Origin of the sequence: Desulfuromonas acetoxidans DSM 684 (assembly GCF_000167355.1) — a bacterium.
Taxonomy (GTDB): domain Bacteria; phylum Desulfobacterota; class Desulfuromonadia; order Desulfuromonadales; family Desulfuromonadaceae; genus Desulfuromonas; species Desulfuromonas acetoxidans.
In genome coordinates, this window is sequence record NZ_AAEW02000022.1 from 1 (window position 1) to 15,050 (window position 15,050).

Genomic DNA, 15,050 nt, shown 5'->3' on the forward strand with positions numbered 1-15,050 from the left:
TTACGCGCAGCGGGTCACGCCTGCCATGCCCTGTGCCTGCTGTCGCCATCTCTTTTTGTGGAGGTTATACTATGCACCGTTTTCGTTTTGCTTTTATGTTACTGGCTATTGTTCTGATCTCGGGTTGTGGCGGCGGACGCCTTGCGACTCAGGATCCAACCATTGAGTCGGTGGCAATTGTCTCTTTTACCGTGAATAATTACGGCTTTTTCGGCCAGGGCCCCATCAATCAGCAGCTCATCAACGACAATATCAACAGCATGTTGAATGATACCGAGCAGATCCTCGCCAAACGCTGGTCCATCAAACCGGTCAAGAGCTTCATTGATAATCCCGAGTATCAGACCCTGACCGTAGCCAATGCCAAACGTGGCTTGTCTTCACCAATAATCGACAACTGCACCATGCCGATCTGCTCCGACAACCGCAATGCCATCGTTAAAGGGATTCTGACCACGGATCAGGCCAAACAACTGTGCGCATCCCTTGAGGTGGATGCCGTACTGATGGTTTATTCGGAATGGACAATTGACACGGGGAAATTTGTGCCAACGGTCAAAGCCCTGACCAAAAACTGCTTTTCCATGTACGACAAAAACGGCACCCGACTGCCTTACATGCGTAAAGATCTGCGTGGTGAGCGGGTGATCGGCGGTCCCTTTGCCGGAGTCCACATCAACGAAGGCACCATTGATCAGTGGGTGACAGCTTACCACAAAAGTGTCACGGCTCTGTTTCAGCGTTAAGCAAAATACTGCTCATGCACTCTGCGCAACAGCGCGCCCCAGACCATTGCCGCTTGTCACGACAGCCGTTGTGAAGCATGGACAGGCCGTGATGTGATCGCACGCTAAACAAAAAAACGAGGCGACAAAGGAAATTCCTCTGTCGCCTCGTTTCTTAATTTTTCCACCTGGCAACATCCGGCCAGGTTAATATTCTTCAAACTCATGATCAAGTGCGTCTTTTCCTGTTGCCATATCAAGCATTAATCCACCAGCCTCTTTTTGCGTCGGCTCGGCTTTTCGTGTCGGCATTACTTCCTTCAATGCTGGAGCCTTGGGCGAAACCGTTGGACTGACCAGGCGCTTTGCTGCGCTGGAATCGAGCTTAAAGAACGCTATAGATTCCTGTAATTGAGCCGCCTGGGCGTTGAGTTCCTCAGAAGTGGAGGCCATCTCTTCGGCAGCGGCCGCATTTTGCTGAATGACCTGATCAAGCTGCTGAATCGCCTTATTGACCTGGTCGGCACCGGCATCCTGTTCTTTGCTGGCCGCAGCAATCTCCTGAACCAGTTCTGCCGTGCGTTGAATATCAGGGACCATCTTAGCCAACATGTCTCCTGCATTCTCCGCCACCTCAACACTGCTGGAGGAAAGGTCGCTTATTTCTGCTGCTGCGCTTTGACTGCGTTCAGCCAGCTTGCGCACTTCCGAGGCCACCACAGCAAACCCTTTGCCATGCTCTCCAGCACGCGCCGCTTCAATCGCAGCATTAAGCGCCAGCAGGTTGGTCTGTCGGGCAATCTCCTCAATGATAGAGATCTTTTCGGCGATATCTTTCATCGCTTTCACGGTTTCCTGAACGGCCTCTCCCCCACCTTTGGCATCCTGAGACGATTTAAGGGCAATCTTCTCGGTCTGCATGGCGTTGTCCGCATTTTGCTTGATATTGGCGGCCATCTGTTCCATGGAGGAAGAGGCTTCTTCGGCTGCAGCAGCCTGCTCGGTGGCGCCCTGACTCATCTCCTCAGAACTGGCCGACAGCTCCTGACTGCCTGATGCCACATTATTGGAGGCGGCGCGCACATCACCGACAATGGCTTTAAGCTGTTCGATCATCTCGTTGAGCGCCTTGGCCAGTTGTCCAACTTCATCTTTTTGGACAATATCCAGAGTCCTGGTCAGATCGCCTTCTGATAAGGCTTTGGCAAAATCCACCCCTTGCAGGATCGGTCGTGTTATTGCCCGTGTGATAAGAATGGCAATCAATAGTGCCAAAATCAGCGCGCCGGAACCGCACCCCAGCGCCATCTTCGAACGGGCGGCAATGTCTGCCGCCACAGCCTCTTCCTGAAGGTCTGATTCAGCTTCCATTTTTTTCAACAGATTTTCGACCAGTGGCTCAATCTGATGGATGGCAGTGCGCATTGTTTCAGTCACTTCTGCAACCGCGGCTTTCGCCTCGACAAGAGCCAGGAAGCTCTCCTGATATAGTTTGACATTGGCCACAGCCTTTGTCTTGACGCCCGCATCGGCGTCTGTCGCATTGATTGCATCAATGAAGATCGGAACATCGGTGGCAATCGCAGCAACATATTTATCCGCACCGCGCAGGAGATAATCTTTTTCATTTTTACGCAGCGTCAGGTAAAGAGCCTGAAGGGCGGGATTGTTCAATTCTTCAGTCGTTTCCTCCACAGAATGTGCCGCATCTCTGAATTTTCCCTGCAAACCGCTTTTCTCATCCAAGCCCATCAAAACCCACCGATCAACGAGTTTAAAGAAGGCATTGCGGTAACTGGCAATCGCGTGATCAATTCTGTCCACGTTCTCAATGGTTTCGGTATTCCCCAGCTCCTTCTGAAGTTTTTTCAGACCGGATGTCTGTTCGACCATCTGCGCAAGAATTTTATCGACTTTCTCTTTGTACGTGATGTCTTTGCGCAACAGAAAGTCTTTTTCCGCTCGGCGTGAATTTAACATCAATCGATCAATATTTAACGTGGTTGTTTTCGACTTCTCAACATAGTGCAGAATTCGATCATAACTTTTCTGGCTGTAATTCAGGGTAACCTGATAAACGCCAAGAGAGATCAGGAACAGAACAGATACACAAAAAAAACCTCCCCCGATCTTCATACCCAGCTTTAAATTTTTGAACATCTCTGCCTCCACATATCTATAGAGTGACGTATTCTGTGCCGAATTCGGTTTAATCAACCGCCTGAATCAACGTAATCTCATCCGCCGAAAACACCTTGTCAATATCAAGGATGATAATAAACTCCTCATTGTGCTTTCCCATGCCCTGTATAAACGCAGTATCAAGATTGGTACCGATACGTGGTGGCGGTTCGATCTGATCAGGACCGATCTCAAGTACTTCCTGCACCGAATCAACCAGGGCACCAAGTATGCTTGGCTCACCATCCATCTCCACCTCAGTAATAATAATGCACGTATTCACCGTGGCTTCAGTCTCGCTCATGCTGAACTTAATCCGCATGTCGACCACAGGAACCACATTGCCGCGAAGATTGATTACACCGCGCATAAAAACAGGCGTCTGCGGCACTTTCGTAACATCGCTAAAATCGAGAACCTCTCGTACTTTGGCGATCCCCAAAGCAAAGACCTCATCATCAAGCTTGAAGGTCAAATACTGATTAATCTGTCCAAGATCGTCTGTATCCATCAACGCGCTCTCCTTTCTTCTTGCCAAGCCAATGGTTTTCTCTGGCCTCACAGTTCCTTAACGAACGTTGCAGTCAGCAACAAAAAACGATTGTTCATTTTACAGATCACAACGATGAATTCAGTCGTTCCCCTGCTTCCATTCGTTGCTATGGAGATCTGCTGTGGCTCGGACACCCTGAAAAACCGCACAAGATAATCACAAAATTAAAACAAAACAATCTCGCGAGGAACCAACAACAGCTTTAACTTATTACGACAAAAACATAAATCATCAAACGACACAGATCACAGTGAACATCGAGGCATCGCAACGAAAACGATAGACTCCTGTCAGTTCAATCAGTTGCCTGTATTGAGTAAGAAAAAAACTCCTCATAAAACTTGACCAGATACCTCAAAAAGTCAAATATTCTAACAGTAAACTTACAAAACTTATTAGCACGCGCATTTCTTAACGACTACCACTATTAGCTGCCGCAAACAGTAAGGCAAACACCCCAACCCTTGCCTTATAAGGGTTATTTCACCCGCAACATCCTTTAGCATATGAAAAAGGTCAAAACGACCTTAAAGCCCAAAATGCCTCAAACAAAAAAAGAGGTATTGCCCATCGGCAACACCTCTTTTTTTGATCAATATCAATACAGACCGAGTTATAACCCGCGTAGCTCCACCTGTTGCACATGAGTTCGGACTACGTCGGCATAGCTATGCAACACCTGAGGAGAAAACACACCACATTGCTGCATGGCGGCATCCATAGCGTGCTCGGCAACATATTGCTGTAAAATCCAGCGTCGTCCGCCGTCAAGCAACTTGGCCATATTCCGAATATCTTTTTCTTCGACCAACCCCGGAACGCAGGTGGTGCGAAACTCGTACTCCACATCCCCGCTTAACAATAGATCGACGGTTTTCTTCAACTCGCCCAACGCCACTGGTCGGTGATGCAATTCACCATAACGCTCTGGTGAAGTCTTCACATCGAGGGCCACATAATCGAGCAACTGCTGCTCCATCAGCCGTGCCACCACATCGGGGCGCAGACCATTGGTATCGAGCTTGACGGCCAGGCCCATCTGTTTGATCTGTGACAAGGTTGACGACAATGTGGGAGCCAGGGTGGGCTCTCCTCCGGAAATCACCACGCCGTCGATAAAACCAAGGCGCTGCTGCAACGCATCGAGCAACGCTTCAACAGGCATATCGGGATATTGATCGAAATCGTCAATCAAGGTGGGATTGTGACAAAAACCGCAGCTCAGATTGCACCCGCCGTAAAACACCAGCGAGGCAATCCGACCTGGAAAATCAAGGACACTGGTGCCCTGAAAACCTTTAATACCCACGAAAATTACTTCTCGCTGCTTTGTACCGCGTATTCACGCCGCTGGGTAAATTCCTCCTGCTTCCCTTTATTCCATTGCTGTACAGGACGAAAAAAACCACACACACGAGAGTACACTTCCGTTTTCTGCTGACACTTGCTGGACATGAAACCTCCTTGTTGACCTGAGTCTGATTAGGCCGCCTGATCGTTATGGTCGTGCGGGCAGGAAAAATGTTCACCGGCAATGTAGCCATGCACCGGACAGATGGTAAAAGTCGGACTGAGAGTGAAATACGGCAGATGGAAGTTTTCGGCGATGCGTTTGACCAACAACCGGGCACTACGCCAATCATCAAGCCGTTCCCCGAGGAAACCGTGGAACACCGTACCACCGGTGTAACGGGTCTGCAGACCATCCTGATGTTGCAGAGCTTCGAAAATATCGTCCGTGGTTCCAACGGGTAGCTGAGTCGAGTTGGTGTAATAGGGCTGCTCTGTTCCTGCGGTAAGAATATCCGGGAACTGCGTCTTATCGCGTTGCGCCAACCGGAAGCTGGTTCCCTCGGCCGGTGTGGCTTCGAGATTGTAAAGTTGGCCGGTCTCTTCCTGGAACGCCTCAAGCTGCTTGCGCATGAATTCGAGGGTCTCTTCGGCGAACTGCGCCCCCTCAGGTTGATCGATGCCACAACCGATGAGATTTTGTGCCGCCTCGTTCATGCCGATCAGACCAATGGTCGAAAAGTGGTTATCCCAATAACGACCGCTACGCTCACGGATGGCACTGAGGTAATAGCGACTGTAGGGATACAGCCCCTCTTCGGTAAAGCGCTCCAATTGCTTGCGTTTGATGTCCAAAGACTCAGCGGCCAGTTTCATCAGATCGGAGATTCGTTCGAAAAAGCTCTGTTTATCATCAGCTACGTAGGCAGCACGCGGTAGATTAAGTGTTACCACGCCGGTAGAACCGGTCAGCGGATTGGAACCAAACAGACCGCCGCCACGACGCCGCAGCTCGCGGTTATCAAGGCGCAAACGACAGCACATGGAACGGGCATCCTCCGGATCCATGTCAGAATTGATGAAATTGCTGAAATAGGGGGTCCCGTATTTGGCGGTCATCTCCCAGACACTCTGCAAACGGTCGCTCTCCCAATCAAGGTCGGCGGTGATGTTATAAGTGGGGATCGGAAAGGTAAAAATACGCCCTGAAGCATCCCCTTCCATCATCACCTCGCAAAAGGCACGGTTGAACAGATCCATCTCATGCTGGAACTCGCCATAGATTTCCTGCTGCATCTCGCCACCAATGATCACCCCTTCGTGGGCCATATTACGTGGCGGCGTCAAGTCGAGCGTGATGTTGGTGAACGGTGTCTGGAAGCCGACGCGAGTCGGCACGTTCATGTTGAAGATAAACTCCTGAATCGATTGACGCACGTCTTCATAACTGAGATTGTCGTAGCGGATAAACGGTGCCAGCAAGGTATCAAAACTGGCAAACGCCTGAGCACCGGCCGCCTCACCCTGCAAGGTATAGAAAAAATTAACCGCCTGGCCAAGTGCGGTGCGAAAATGCTTGGCTGGACCACTTTGGACCTTACCGTAGGCACCCGTGAAGCCCTGCATCAACAGGTCTTTCAAATCCCAGCCACAGCAGTACACAGACAACATGCCGAGATCATGGATATGGAAATCGCCCTGCTTGTGGGCTGCGGAAATCCGCTCGGGATAAATCTTATTCAACCAGTAGTTGCTGGTAATATTGGAGGCAATGTGGTTATTAAGCCCTTGCAGGGAGTAGCCCATATTGGCATTTTCCTTGACGCGCCAATCCTCCTGAGTCAGGTAGGAATCAATCGCATCAATGGATTCCTGCATAAACGATTTGGTCGCTCTGAGCTGCTCGTGCTGACGGCGATAAAGGATATACGCTTTTGCCGTCTGGGCATGGCCACTTTCGATGAGCTGCTTTTCAACCAGGTCCTGCACATTCTCTACGGTAGGCGCCCGATCATCTTTGTAGATGATCTCGAGAATCCCGACCACCTGGCGGGTGATCTCTTCAGCTTTGGTCATGTCCTGACCACCAACTGCACGAACCGCTTTCTTGATGGCTTCAGAGATTTTTCCTTCCTCAAAAGCCGCCAGCCTCCCGTCCCGCTTGCGAATGTATTCCAGCACCGCTCTCTCCTTTGAATGCATAAAACTCAACGAAGAAAAAATTAACATAGCAGGATCAGACGAGACAAGGAAAAACACTAGATGTAGAGATTAATTCAAAACAGACCTACAACATGTTGTTCATTAACCTGTGAGCAACACTGTGGATAAGGTGGCAAAGCTGGTAAATTTCCACAAAAAAATACCGGGACCAATGGTCCCGGCACACGACAACAGATAGAAATTAATGGTGATTTTTGGCGAGGCAGAACCGGGATTGCAGACACCTGTCTAATGCGGCATTCCAGGCGATCGTCCTCAAGGTATTATACCCTGCATCACATCACATGATCATTGGGTCGCGTCGCTCCTTTTCTCGCTTCGTTGCGGGAAAACAGTCCCCGGAGGACTCCGATCGTCAAAACGATCCCGGGGATGAGCTGGGAGACGATGAACAGTGCCAGGAATCCGATAAAAAACCAAACAAGCAGACCAGCGTCCCCCCCAGAAGCCATTGAGCCTGCGTAAGTCGGCGTTGCAGTAACTGCAACCAATATCAGCATCAAAACACCTTTCATCGTCCCCTCCTGCATCATGCAACGACCTGAATGATCAGATCACATGATATAGATCATTTGCAGGGAAGATGCCAAAGAGTGTAAAAGATCACAAGACCGCGATATTACGTATACAGCATCTTGCCATCCCTCTCTGCTCAAGGCGCATAATCTGACAAGTGTATAAAAACACTATGCAGTTCAGCGGCAACAATCGAAGACCAATACAAACCACGCCCAGTTAACTCTATGGTTTATCGACTATTTTTTTAGCCTTGCGCGTGTATAACTTTTCTATACATAGATAAAATCTTTAAAAAACAGCACGTTAGAAGGAAACAAAACTGCTCATCGTGTATACTGGATAAACAATGGAATCAGAGCTACAGGAGGGATCATGGAAGAACAACGCTTTGATGAGCAACTCAAACAGATTCGCCACAAGCGCATGCAGTTGTGGGCGGTTTTTATCAGTTATCTGCCGATGATCGGCATCACCCTGTCTGTTTCAGAAGGGAATCTTGCTCCAGCGATGGTGTGCATCATATGGATTATTCTGGCAGCGATCGGCGGAATGCGTGTCAGTTTCAGCCGTTGCCCGCGGTGTGGCAACCTGTTTCACATGCGCGGCGCCGGCACCTCATGGGGACGCCGTTGCCGCCATTGTCAGTTATCGCTCTGACAGGCTTTAAAATGGCAAAGGAACAGCAAAGAAAACACGCTCAGGAGCCATGATCTTCCGTACCGTCATTGGCGTCGTGGTCAAGATTGCGTGACAGCTTGCCCATAATGGTTCGCTCTCGGCGAATGGCGTCGGCAGCATAACTCCAGATGCTGTAATATTCCAGGCCGAGAATCGCCAACCCGGCGACCAGCACGGCCACAACATTGACCCGCAAAGCATTGGAGAAGAGATAGAAGATATAAAAGCCGCTCAAATAGCCGACATGGGACCAGCCCCGGTACACTTCGGTGCGATCGGACAAACGCGACAGAGTAAGAATCAGAGCTGAGAAGCTGTAAACCGCCAGGGCGATATTGATCATTTTGGGAGAGGGGGGCTTACCAAGAAATTCGCGCATGGACAGCGACAGATGGCTGAGGATATTCACATCCTGCAGAAATACGGCGACCAGACTGATCAGGATAAACGCCAGCAAGCCCCACAATCCCTGTCGGGACAATCGATGCAGGGAGTCAATATGCGCCTGGATGCGTGCCAGCCGTTGCTGTGAACTGCGCAACTCTGATGCATCTTCGTCCGATTGCGGCTTACGCCAGAAAGCCATCCAGTCTCTCCAGAACGAGTCATCCCAAACGCCGGCCCCCGCAGGCGTCACCACCGTACCTGTTGCACCCGTTGGGCTAGCTACCCCAATTCATGCTTTTTCACCTTCTCAGCCAGTTCTTTGACTGTGTCTGCAATATATTCTAATTCGTAACTGTCTTCAAGTTCCGCATCGACATAAATGCCACGGCGTAACTGTTTTACATAGGCGACCAGACGATTGATCGGCACCAGAACATTTTTCTGCAAAATAGCGGCGATCAGGCCAATGGACAACAGCACCACCATAAACCAGAAGCCCACCAACACATTAACAACCCCGTCCATCCCCTTTTCGAAACTGCGCTGCGACATGGCCACATCCACGGTCCCGAGTAAAGACTTATCTTGGTTCCCGGGATGGCATGAGGCCGTGACACACCCCTCTTGGCGGGGAATCGGGTAGGTCAGTCCAATGATATTCTGGTCCTGACTGTCGGTGAAAAAGCGCACCCTTTCGATCCGCCCTCCACCATCCGGCACAGTACTCACACCATCCGGACTGTGGCAGACGTTACAGCTTTCGGCCTTACGGTCGACCAGATGGCCCACCTCATGATCATTACTGGAAAAACGGATCACACCCTTTTTATCAAAAATACGCAGATGAACCATACCGGGATTGCTACCGATATTTTTCACCGTATAGTTCAACGCGGCATGATCATTTTTAAGCATGTCATAGCCGGTTGACCGGGCAACGGTTTTCGCCATGCAGGCGACACGCTTAACCTCTCCCTCCAGCATCAGATCCTGGATATAGGTATAGAGCAGGATAAAGCATACCGTGATAAACGCTGCCATAATGACGGCAACCGGGACAATTGTTCGGGTAGTGATCCGTCTGGACATAATATCATTCCTTAAAAAAGCAGCGAGGCGGTGCAATCGCCCCGCTGCACTCCATTGCAGGCCGGTACAACTTTAATGGTCAGAGTGATGCTCTTCCCAACCCGTCCACATCGGCTTGAAGTGGGCGAAAGGCGTGTGGCCCAATGTTGCCAGATAGAAATGTGTCGGCAAGAAGGCCCCCAGTGCACACGCCAGCAGGAAGTGAATTCCGGCCACGACACGCACGCCACCAAATAAAACAACCAATTCACGCAGCGGTTCCAGGTTCATCAGAATCGCTCCAGTGATGATCACCAACGGCACCAGAACCATCATAATCACCACATACGCCCCTTTTTGCATGGGATTAAACTTGTTGGTCGGGCTCTCCTCATGGGGATTGGACTTAGTTCCGGTGAAGTAATAAAAGAAATAGTACAGTGCCTGACGAATCACGCCGCTCTTAATATCGTCTGAGGTCGGCACATACAGCTTGGTCAACATCTTTGCAATAACACCGTAATAGAACAGCCACAGTGCGAACGACAGGGCGACAACGATGCCGGCTGTATGATGGAGACGGATCGCCGCCTTATAGGTGCCGAAGATATTGATATACTCGGGAAAACGGATTTGAGCGCCAGTCACACACAGTGTGACAATACCCAGAGCATTCAGCCAGTGCCAGATCCGTACCGGTGTCGGAGTCAGATAAATTCGTTCTTGCATTTCCATTTTAATGCTCCTTCTTTCTGTTCTTGCGGGTCAAAAAGCGCAGAGTACCGTGACCGATAGGCATGGCCAGTCCGCCAAGCAGAATCAACAGGCCGACAATGTTCAACACCTTACTGCGGGTTGAGCCCACCATATAGAAATCCGGGGTACCAAACAGGGCATCGAGCGTTGCCCCTTGTTCCATGGGAACCCGTTGATAACTACCATCTTCAGCCGGAAATGCCGCATAACTGTGCTGCATGGCTTCAGGACCGGCGGCATGGCAATAGGTGCAATCCCAGCGATTGTCCAGGGTGGTGAAATTATGCTCTACGGTTTCCGGCGTCATCATCGCCCACAACCGCAGACCGGATTTTTCGCCGTTTTTGTAGAATGTCGATAGTTCATCCAGTGAGACTTCACCGTTGTTGTCAATATCCAGCAACGAACTGACCGGCGCCCCTTCGGTGCGCTCCGCGAGTTGCTGATAGTCGAGCAGCTCATAATCAGCATAAGCGCGATTACCTTGGCGCTGGGTGACATAAAGCGTAATAACAAACTTCTCCGATGAACTGTGGCAGGACACACAAGGAACCGAGCGGATATGGACATCCGCCTGCGGCAGCCAACGGGCATGGGTCTCTTCCACTTCGGTAGACCCATGGCAATCCTGACAGGATTCGTTCATCTGAACACCGGAAAGGCTGACGGGAGCCAACGCCTGATGGGCATTATGGCAGTCACGACATTCGGCATTCTCAGCGTGAACGCTGGAATTATAGGTTTCGGTGACTTGATCGTGACAATCCGCACAGGTTGCCACCAATTCAGCTTCTACACCATCATCAGGATGCTCATCGCCCACTTCGTGGCACGCTGTACACCCCTCTTCCGCATGAGCTGTTTTGGCAAACAACTCTCCGGCAATCACATAGTCTTCGCCAACCTCATCGACCTCAGTATGGCAACCCAGGCAATCCTCGGTTTCCATGGCCCACACAGTCTGGCTCATCATCAGAGCAACCAGAATGGCCGCATAACACAACAATAATCGTTTCATTTGTACCGACGCTCCTTCCTCGAACTTTAGCCAACTACATCACATTGAATGGTTTGTCCAGGTCATCCCGGACTGCGGTTTGCACACGACACCATCGTCGTGTCTTACTAATTAGCAAGGAGTGTTCCATCAAGGCGAAAATTCGGAATAACCGTCTATTTACAAGAACTTAAAAGAAACACCCTTGCGCCAATCCAGGAAACTGTATACAATTTCCATACAGTCCCAAACAATTCAATGAGTCATAAAACGCTGTAAAACAGGGGGCTAGCGGCTCCCACACACAGCCGACTCACTGTATAGATTTTCTATGCAGTGCATTTTTCCAAAATGCAGCCCTGTTCACCGTGTGCACCTCTACTTGGTCAAATTCGCCCTGAAGGCCGTAAAATCGGGCTTCTAGGCGCGGTGAAGCTTGACAATGTTCGACAGGTGGGATAGAACCTAAGGTGCTTTACACCACCCGCTTTCGAGCCGCCAGGAGGAGTTCATATCTATGTCCCAGCCGCGCATTTTAGTCGTCGATGACGAAGCCGTTATCCGGGAAGCCGTTAAACGGATTCTTGAGCAGGAAGGCTACGAGGTTATCACCGCGACCAGCGGCCATACAGCGCTCGAAAAAGTTCAAATCGATGATTTCACCGTTGTGATCAGCGATTTGAAAATGCCCGGCATGGGTGGCATGGAAGTGCTCAAATCCATCAAGATTCTGCAACCGGACGTCCCGGTGATCATCATCACCGGCTACGCTACCGTAGAAACGGCCGTCGATGCCATCAAAAACGGCGCCTTCGACTATCTTTCCAAACCGTTTACGCCTCCTCAGGTCAAAGAGATGGTCAACAAGGCCATCGAACAACGCAAACTATCCGGAGAAGGCGGCAGCCTCGGCAACACTCTCAATGAACATCGCGGTTTCCACCGCTTCGTTGGCGACAGCAAAGCCATGCAGAAGGTCTATGGGCGCATCCTGCAAGTCGCACCGACGGACAGCACAGTTCTGATTACCGGCGAAAGCGGCACCGGTAAAGAACTGGTCGCCCGCGCCATCCATGAGAACAGCGCCCGCAAAGACATGCCGTTTGTTGCCATTGACTGTACCGCCCTGGCCGAGAGCCTGTTGGAGAGCGAACTGTTCGGTCACGAAAAAGGCTCGTTTACCGGCGCCAGCCAAACCAAGGTCGGCCTGTTTAAAGTCGCCAATGGCGGCACTCTGTTTCTCGATGAAGTTTCCAACATCAGCTTAAGCTCCCAGGCCAAACTGTTGCGGGTCATTCAGGAGCGCGAAGTCACCCCCATTGGCGGCACCAAGCCGCAGCCCATCGACATTCGCCTGATTTCGGCAACCAACAAAAACCTGCGCGAACTGTCCAATGAGGGCGATTTCCGTGAAGACCTCTACTTCCGCCTGAACACCATCCCCATTGACATGCCTCCCTTACGCGAGCGCAGCGGTGATCTCCCCTTGCTGGTCGGCTACTTTTTGCGCAAGTTTGCTGATGAGATCAACAAAGAGATCAAGGGGGTCAGTCCGGCAGCCATGAACCTGCTTGAAGATTATGATTTTCCAGGGAACGTGCGCGAACTTGAGCACATGATTGAGCGGGCCGTGGTTCTGACTTCAGGCGACATGATCATGCCCGGCGATTTAGGCATGCATGGTGAAGAACTGATCGGAGCAGGTGATGACGACGGCTACGTTCCCGCCACCACCGAAGAACTCAAAGAGATGAAACGCAAGCTGCGCGAAGAAGCGGTCAAACCGATTGAAAAAAGCTTTGTTCTCGAAGCTCTGAAGCGCAACGACTGGAACATCACCCGCGCCGCCGAAGATGTCGGCATGTTACGCCCCAACTTCCAGGCCCTGATGAAGAAGCTGCAGGTTTCCGCCCGCGACCGCAAGGTCGACTGAGCGACAACAGCTCCCCGCGCCCCTCTCAGCCAGCTAGTGACTTGGCGGGACCGGAAGTCCTTTGTCGCCACCGTTGACCGGCAGACGAATAGTGAAAGCCGTTCCCTTAGCCGGGCAGCTCTCGACACGAATATCCCCACCGTGATTTTCAACGATCCCATAAGAAACGGACAAGCCGAGGCCGGTACCCTGCTGATCTTTGGTGGTGAAAAACGGATCAAAAATCCGCTCAAGGTTCTCTCCTGAAATCCCACAGCCGGTATCGGCGATACGGATCATCACCATCTCATCATTAAACCAAGTCTTGATCGCCAGTTGCCCCCCGGCTAGCATAGCTTGAGCGGCATTGATGAAGATATTCATGAACACCTGCTCCAACTGATTGGGGTCCCCCTCAAGCTCCGGAATCTGGTCATCATATTCACGGGCAATTTCAACGTCTTGGAACAGCGTCTGATTTTCTACCAGAGCCAGCGTCTTGTCGAGGATCGTGTTCACGGAGATATAGGTTTTCATCGGAATGGACTCACGTCCAAAATCAAGCAAGCCGCGAACAATCCCGGCGCAACGCTGGGTTTCCTGAGTGATGGTATCGAGGTCTTTCTTCATCTGCTCACTGATCCCCGGAGTCTCCGCCGCCATGGAGGAGAACATCAGAATACCGGTGAGCGGATTGTTGATCTCATGCGCAATACCTGCAACAAGCTTACCCAGTGACGCCAGACGTTCGGAACGCGCCAGAGTGCCCTGCATTTTTTGAATCTGTTGTGTCCGCTCCTCAACCTTGGCTTCAAGAGTATTGGCCCAGTTGCGAATCTCAGCCTGGGAGGCGCGCAGACTACGGGTCATCTGATTCGCCCCGCGTGCCAATTCGCCCAGCTCATCATTAGGCGCATCCTCAATCATACTGCTCAAATCGCCTGCAGAGATGCGCCGCTGATGTTCGATCAACACACTAACCGGTGAGATAATCAGCCGTTTGGTCAAAAGCAACAGGGCGACAAACAACAACACCAACAGCACACAGGTGAGGATGACAAAATAGTTGCGAAAAATATCGACCTGCGCCATACGATTCTTCAACGAAATCTGCACATCGAGAATCCCGTTGAGTTCACGATCCTGAGGATGGTAATGACATTCCGCCGTATAACAGCTGGGATCGTTATAGATCGCCTTGGTCACACCAAGAAAAATCTCACCGTTTTCATCATAGAAAGTCCGTCCGCGTGCTGCGGTCGGTGCATAGGCCAGAGGTTCACCAGTATCCAGATGGCAGATACTGCAGCCCTCAGAGTTGTGCTGAATAATCGTCCCCACCTCCTGCTTGTCGGTGGAGAAATTGATGATCCCTTCCTTATTGAACAGACGAATCCGACGGATGCCGGGCATGGCACCCACTTCATCAATCATCTGATAGAGCATCTCTCGATCATCTTCAAGCATTTGGTAATAGGTGGAACGTAGGATGGTTTCGCTGAAGTAATCCGCTTCGTGAAGGGAGTTCTCCAACGTGATCTGGCGCTGAAAACGGACATTCACCACCACCGAAATAAACATGGTGATCAACAAAACCGTACTGATAACGGCCATAAACTTGACCAGCAAAGAGAAGCGCAGCGCCATAATCGACCTGTGAAAGGGTTAAGAAAGGGTCAATGCAAAATGCACAGTTATATTGCGTTGATTACAGGAAAAAATCAAGTCGCAGTCCCCAACAATGGACAATCACCACACTTG

General features: G+C 50.7%; 12 protein-coding genes and 1 pseudogene. 3 read left to right on the forward strand and 10 right to left on the reverse strand.

The genetic code is table 11. The annotated features are described in order from the left end of the window. Nucleotides 1-746: hypothetical protein (locus DACE_RS14625; protein WP_238326431.1), on the forward strand; the 746-nt coding region annotated here is incomplete at its 5' end. Nucleotides 747-932: 186 nt separating this feature from the next. Here the strand turns inward: DACE_RS14625 and DACE_RS18735 are convergent. The 5 genes and pseudogenes from DACE_RS18735 to DACE_RS14655 all read right to left on the reverse strand — a co-directional run bounded on the left by DACE_RS18735 (nt 933) and on the right by DACE_RS14655 (nt 7,487). Then, complete coding sequence (locus DACE_RS18735; protein ID WP_006002499.1) at nt 933-2,885, reverse strand: methyl-accepting chemotaxis protein; 1,953 nt, start codon at nt 2,883-2,885, stop codon at nt 933-935. 49 nt (nt 2,886-2,934) lie between these two features. Then, the gene (locus DACE_RS14635; protein ID WP_006002501.1) at nt 2,935-3,417 is read right to left on the reverse strand and encodes a chemotaxis protein CheW; all 483 of its coding nucleotides are present in this window, start codon (nt 3,415-3,417) and stop codon (nt 2,935-2,937) included. Nucleotides 3,418-4,072: 655 nt separating this feature from the next. After that, nucleotides 4,073-4,768 carry an anaerobic ribonucleoside-triphosphate reductase activating protein gene (locus DACE_RS14640; protein ID WP_006002503.1) on the reverse strand — a complete coding sequence of 232 codons (696 nt, stop codon included), beginning with the start codon at nt 4,766-4,768 and terminating at the stop codon, nt 4,073-4,075. A gap of 5 nt (nt 4,769-4,773) precedes the next feature. Then, a pseudogene (locus DACE_RS14650) lies at nt 4,774-6,978 on the reverse strand (ribonucleoside triphosphate reductase). A gap of 269 nt (nt 6,979-7,247) precedes the next feature. Continuing rightward, nucleotides 7,248-7,487, reverse strand: a complete 240-nt coding sequence (locus DACE_RS14655) for a hypothetical protein (RefSeq protein ID WP_040367629.1) — start codon at nt 7,485-7,487, stop codon at nt 7,248-7,250. Between the two features lie 376 nt (nt 7,488-7,863). Here DACE_RS14655 and DACE_RS14660 point away from each other — a divergent pair, with 376 nt between their 5' ends. Beyond that, on the forward strand, nt 7,864-8,148 hold the full coding sequence (locus DACE_RS14660) for a hypothetical protein (protein WP_006002511.1): 285 nt from the start codon (nt 7,864-7,866) through the stop codon (nt 8,146-8,148). Nucleotides 8,149-8,188: 40 nt separating this feature from the next. Here DACE_RS14660 and DACE_RS14665 read toward each other — a convergent pair whose 3' ends face one another. The 4 genes from DACE_RS14665 to DACE_RS14680 all read right to left on the reverse strand — a co-directional run bounded on the left by DACE_RS14665 (nt 8,189) and on the right by DACE_RS14680 (nt 11,398). Continuing rightward, complete coding sequence (locus tag DACE_RS14665) at nt 8,189-8,755, reverse strand: hypothetical protein (protein ID WP_006002513.1); 567 nt, start codon at nt 8,753-8,755, stop codon at nt 8,189-8,191. Between the two features lie 80 nt (nt 8,756-8,835). Then, nucleotides 8,836-9,645, reverse strand: coding sequence for a hypothetical protein (locus DACE_RS14670; protein WP_006002515.1), 810 nt, complete (start codon nt 9,643-9,645; stop codon nt 8,836-8,838). A gap of 72 nt (nt 9,646-9,717) precedes the next feature. After that, complete coding sequence (locus tag DACE_RS14675; protein WP_006002517.1) at nt 9,718-10,359, reverse strand: cytochrome b/b6 domain-containing protein; 642 nt, start codon at nt 10,357-10,359, stop codon at nt 9,718-9,720. A 1-nt stretch (nt 10,360) separates the two neighbouring features. Further along, a complete protein-coding gene (locus DACE_RS14680) occupies nt 10,361-11,398 on the reverse strand; it encodes a cytochrome c3 family protein (RefSeq protein WP_006002519.1) in 1,038 nt (345 codons plus the stop codon). Nucleotides 11,399-11,894: 496 nt separating this feature from the next. Here DACE_RS14680 and DACE_RS14685 point away from each other — a divergent pair, with 496 nt between their 5' ends. Beyond that, the gene (locus tag DACE_RS14685) at nt 11,895-13,310 is read left to right on the forward strand and encodes a sigma-54-dependent transcriptional regulator (protein WP_006002521.1); all 1,416 of its coding nucleotides are present in this window, start codon (nt 11,895-11,897) and stop codon (nt 13,308-13,310) included. Nucleotides 13,311-13,343: 33 nt separating this feature from the next. Here DACE_RS14685 and DACE_RS14690 read toward each other — a convergent pair whose 3' ends face one another. Next, nucleotides 13,344-14,936: a sensor histidine kinase gene (locus DACE_RS14690; RefSeq protein ID WP_006002522.1), complete on the reverse strand. Its 1,593-nt coding sequence runs from the start codon at nt 14,934-14,936 to the stop codon at nt 13,344-13,346. Nucleotides 14,937-15,050 lie beyond the last annotated feature (114 nt).

Coding starts and splice junctions, on each gene's coding strand:
- DACE_RS14670 (WP_006002515.1), bottom strand. CDS start 9,645: ATGTCCAGACGGATCACTACCCGAACAATTGTCCCGGTTGCCGTCATT.
- DACE_RS14685 (WP_006002521.1), top strand. CDS start 11,895: ATGTCCCAGCCGCGCATTTTAGTCGTCGATGACGAAGCCGTTATCCGG.
- DACE_RS14660 (WP_006002511.1), top strand. CDS start 7,864: ATGGAAGAACAACGCTTTGATGAGCAACTCAAACAGATTCGCCACAAG.
- DACE_RS14635 (WP_006002501.1), bottom strand. CDS start 3,417: ATGGATACAGACGATCTTGGACAGATTAATCAGTATTTGACCTTCAAG.
- DACE_RS14690 (WP_006002522.1), bottom strand. CDS start 14,936: ATGGCGCTGCGCTTCTCTTTGCTGGTCAAGTTTATGGCCGTTATCAGT.
- DACE_RS14680 (WP_006002519.1), bottom strand. CDS start 11,398: ATGAAACGATTATTGTTGTGTTATGCGGCCATTCTGGTTGCTCTGATG.
- DACE_RS14655 (WP_040367629.1), bottom strand. CDS start 7,487: ATGAAAGGTGTTTTGATGCTGATATTGGTTGCAGTTACTGCAACGCCG.
- DACE_RS18735 (WP_006002499.1), bottom strand. CDS start 2,885: ATGTTCAAAAATTTAAAGCTGGGTATGAAGATCGGGGGAGGTTTTTTT.
- DACE_RS14665 (WP_006002513.1), bottom strand. CDS start 8,755: ATGGCTTTCTGGCGTAAGCCGCAATCGGACGAAGATGCATCAGAGTTG.
- DACE_RS14675 (WP_006002517.1), bottom strand. CDS start 10,359: ATGGAAATGCAAGAACGAATTTATCTGACTCCGACACCGGTACGGATC.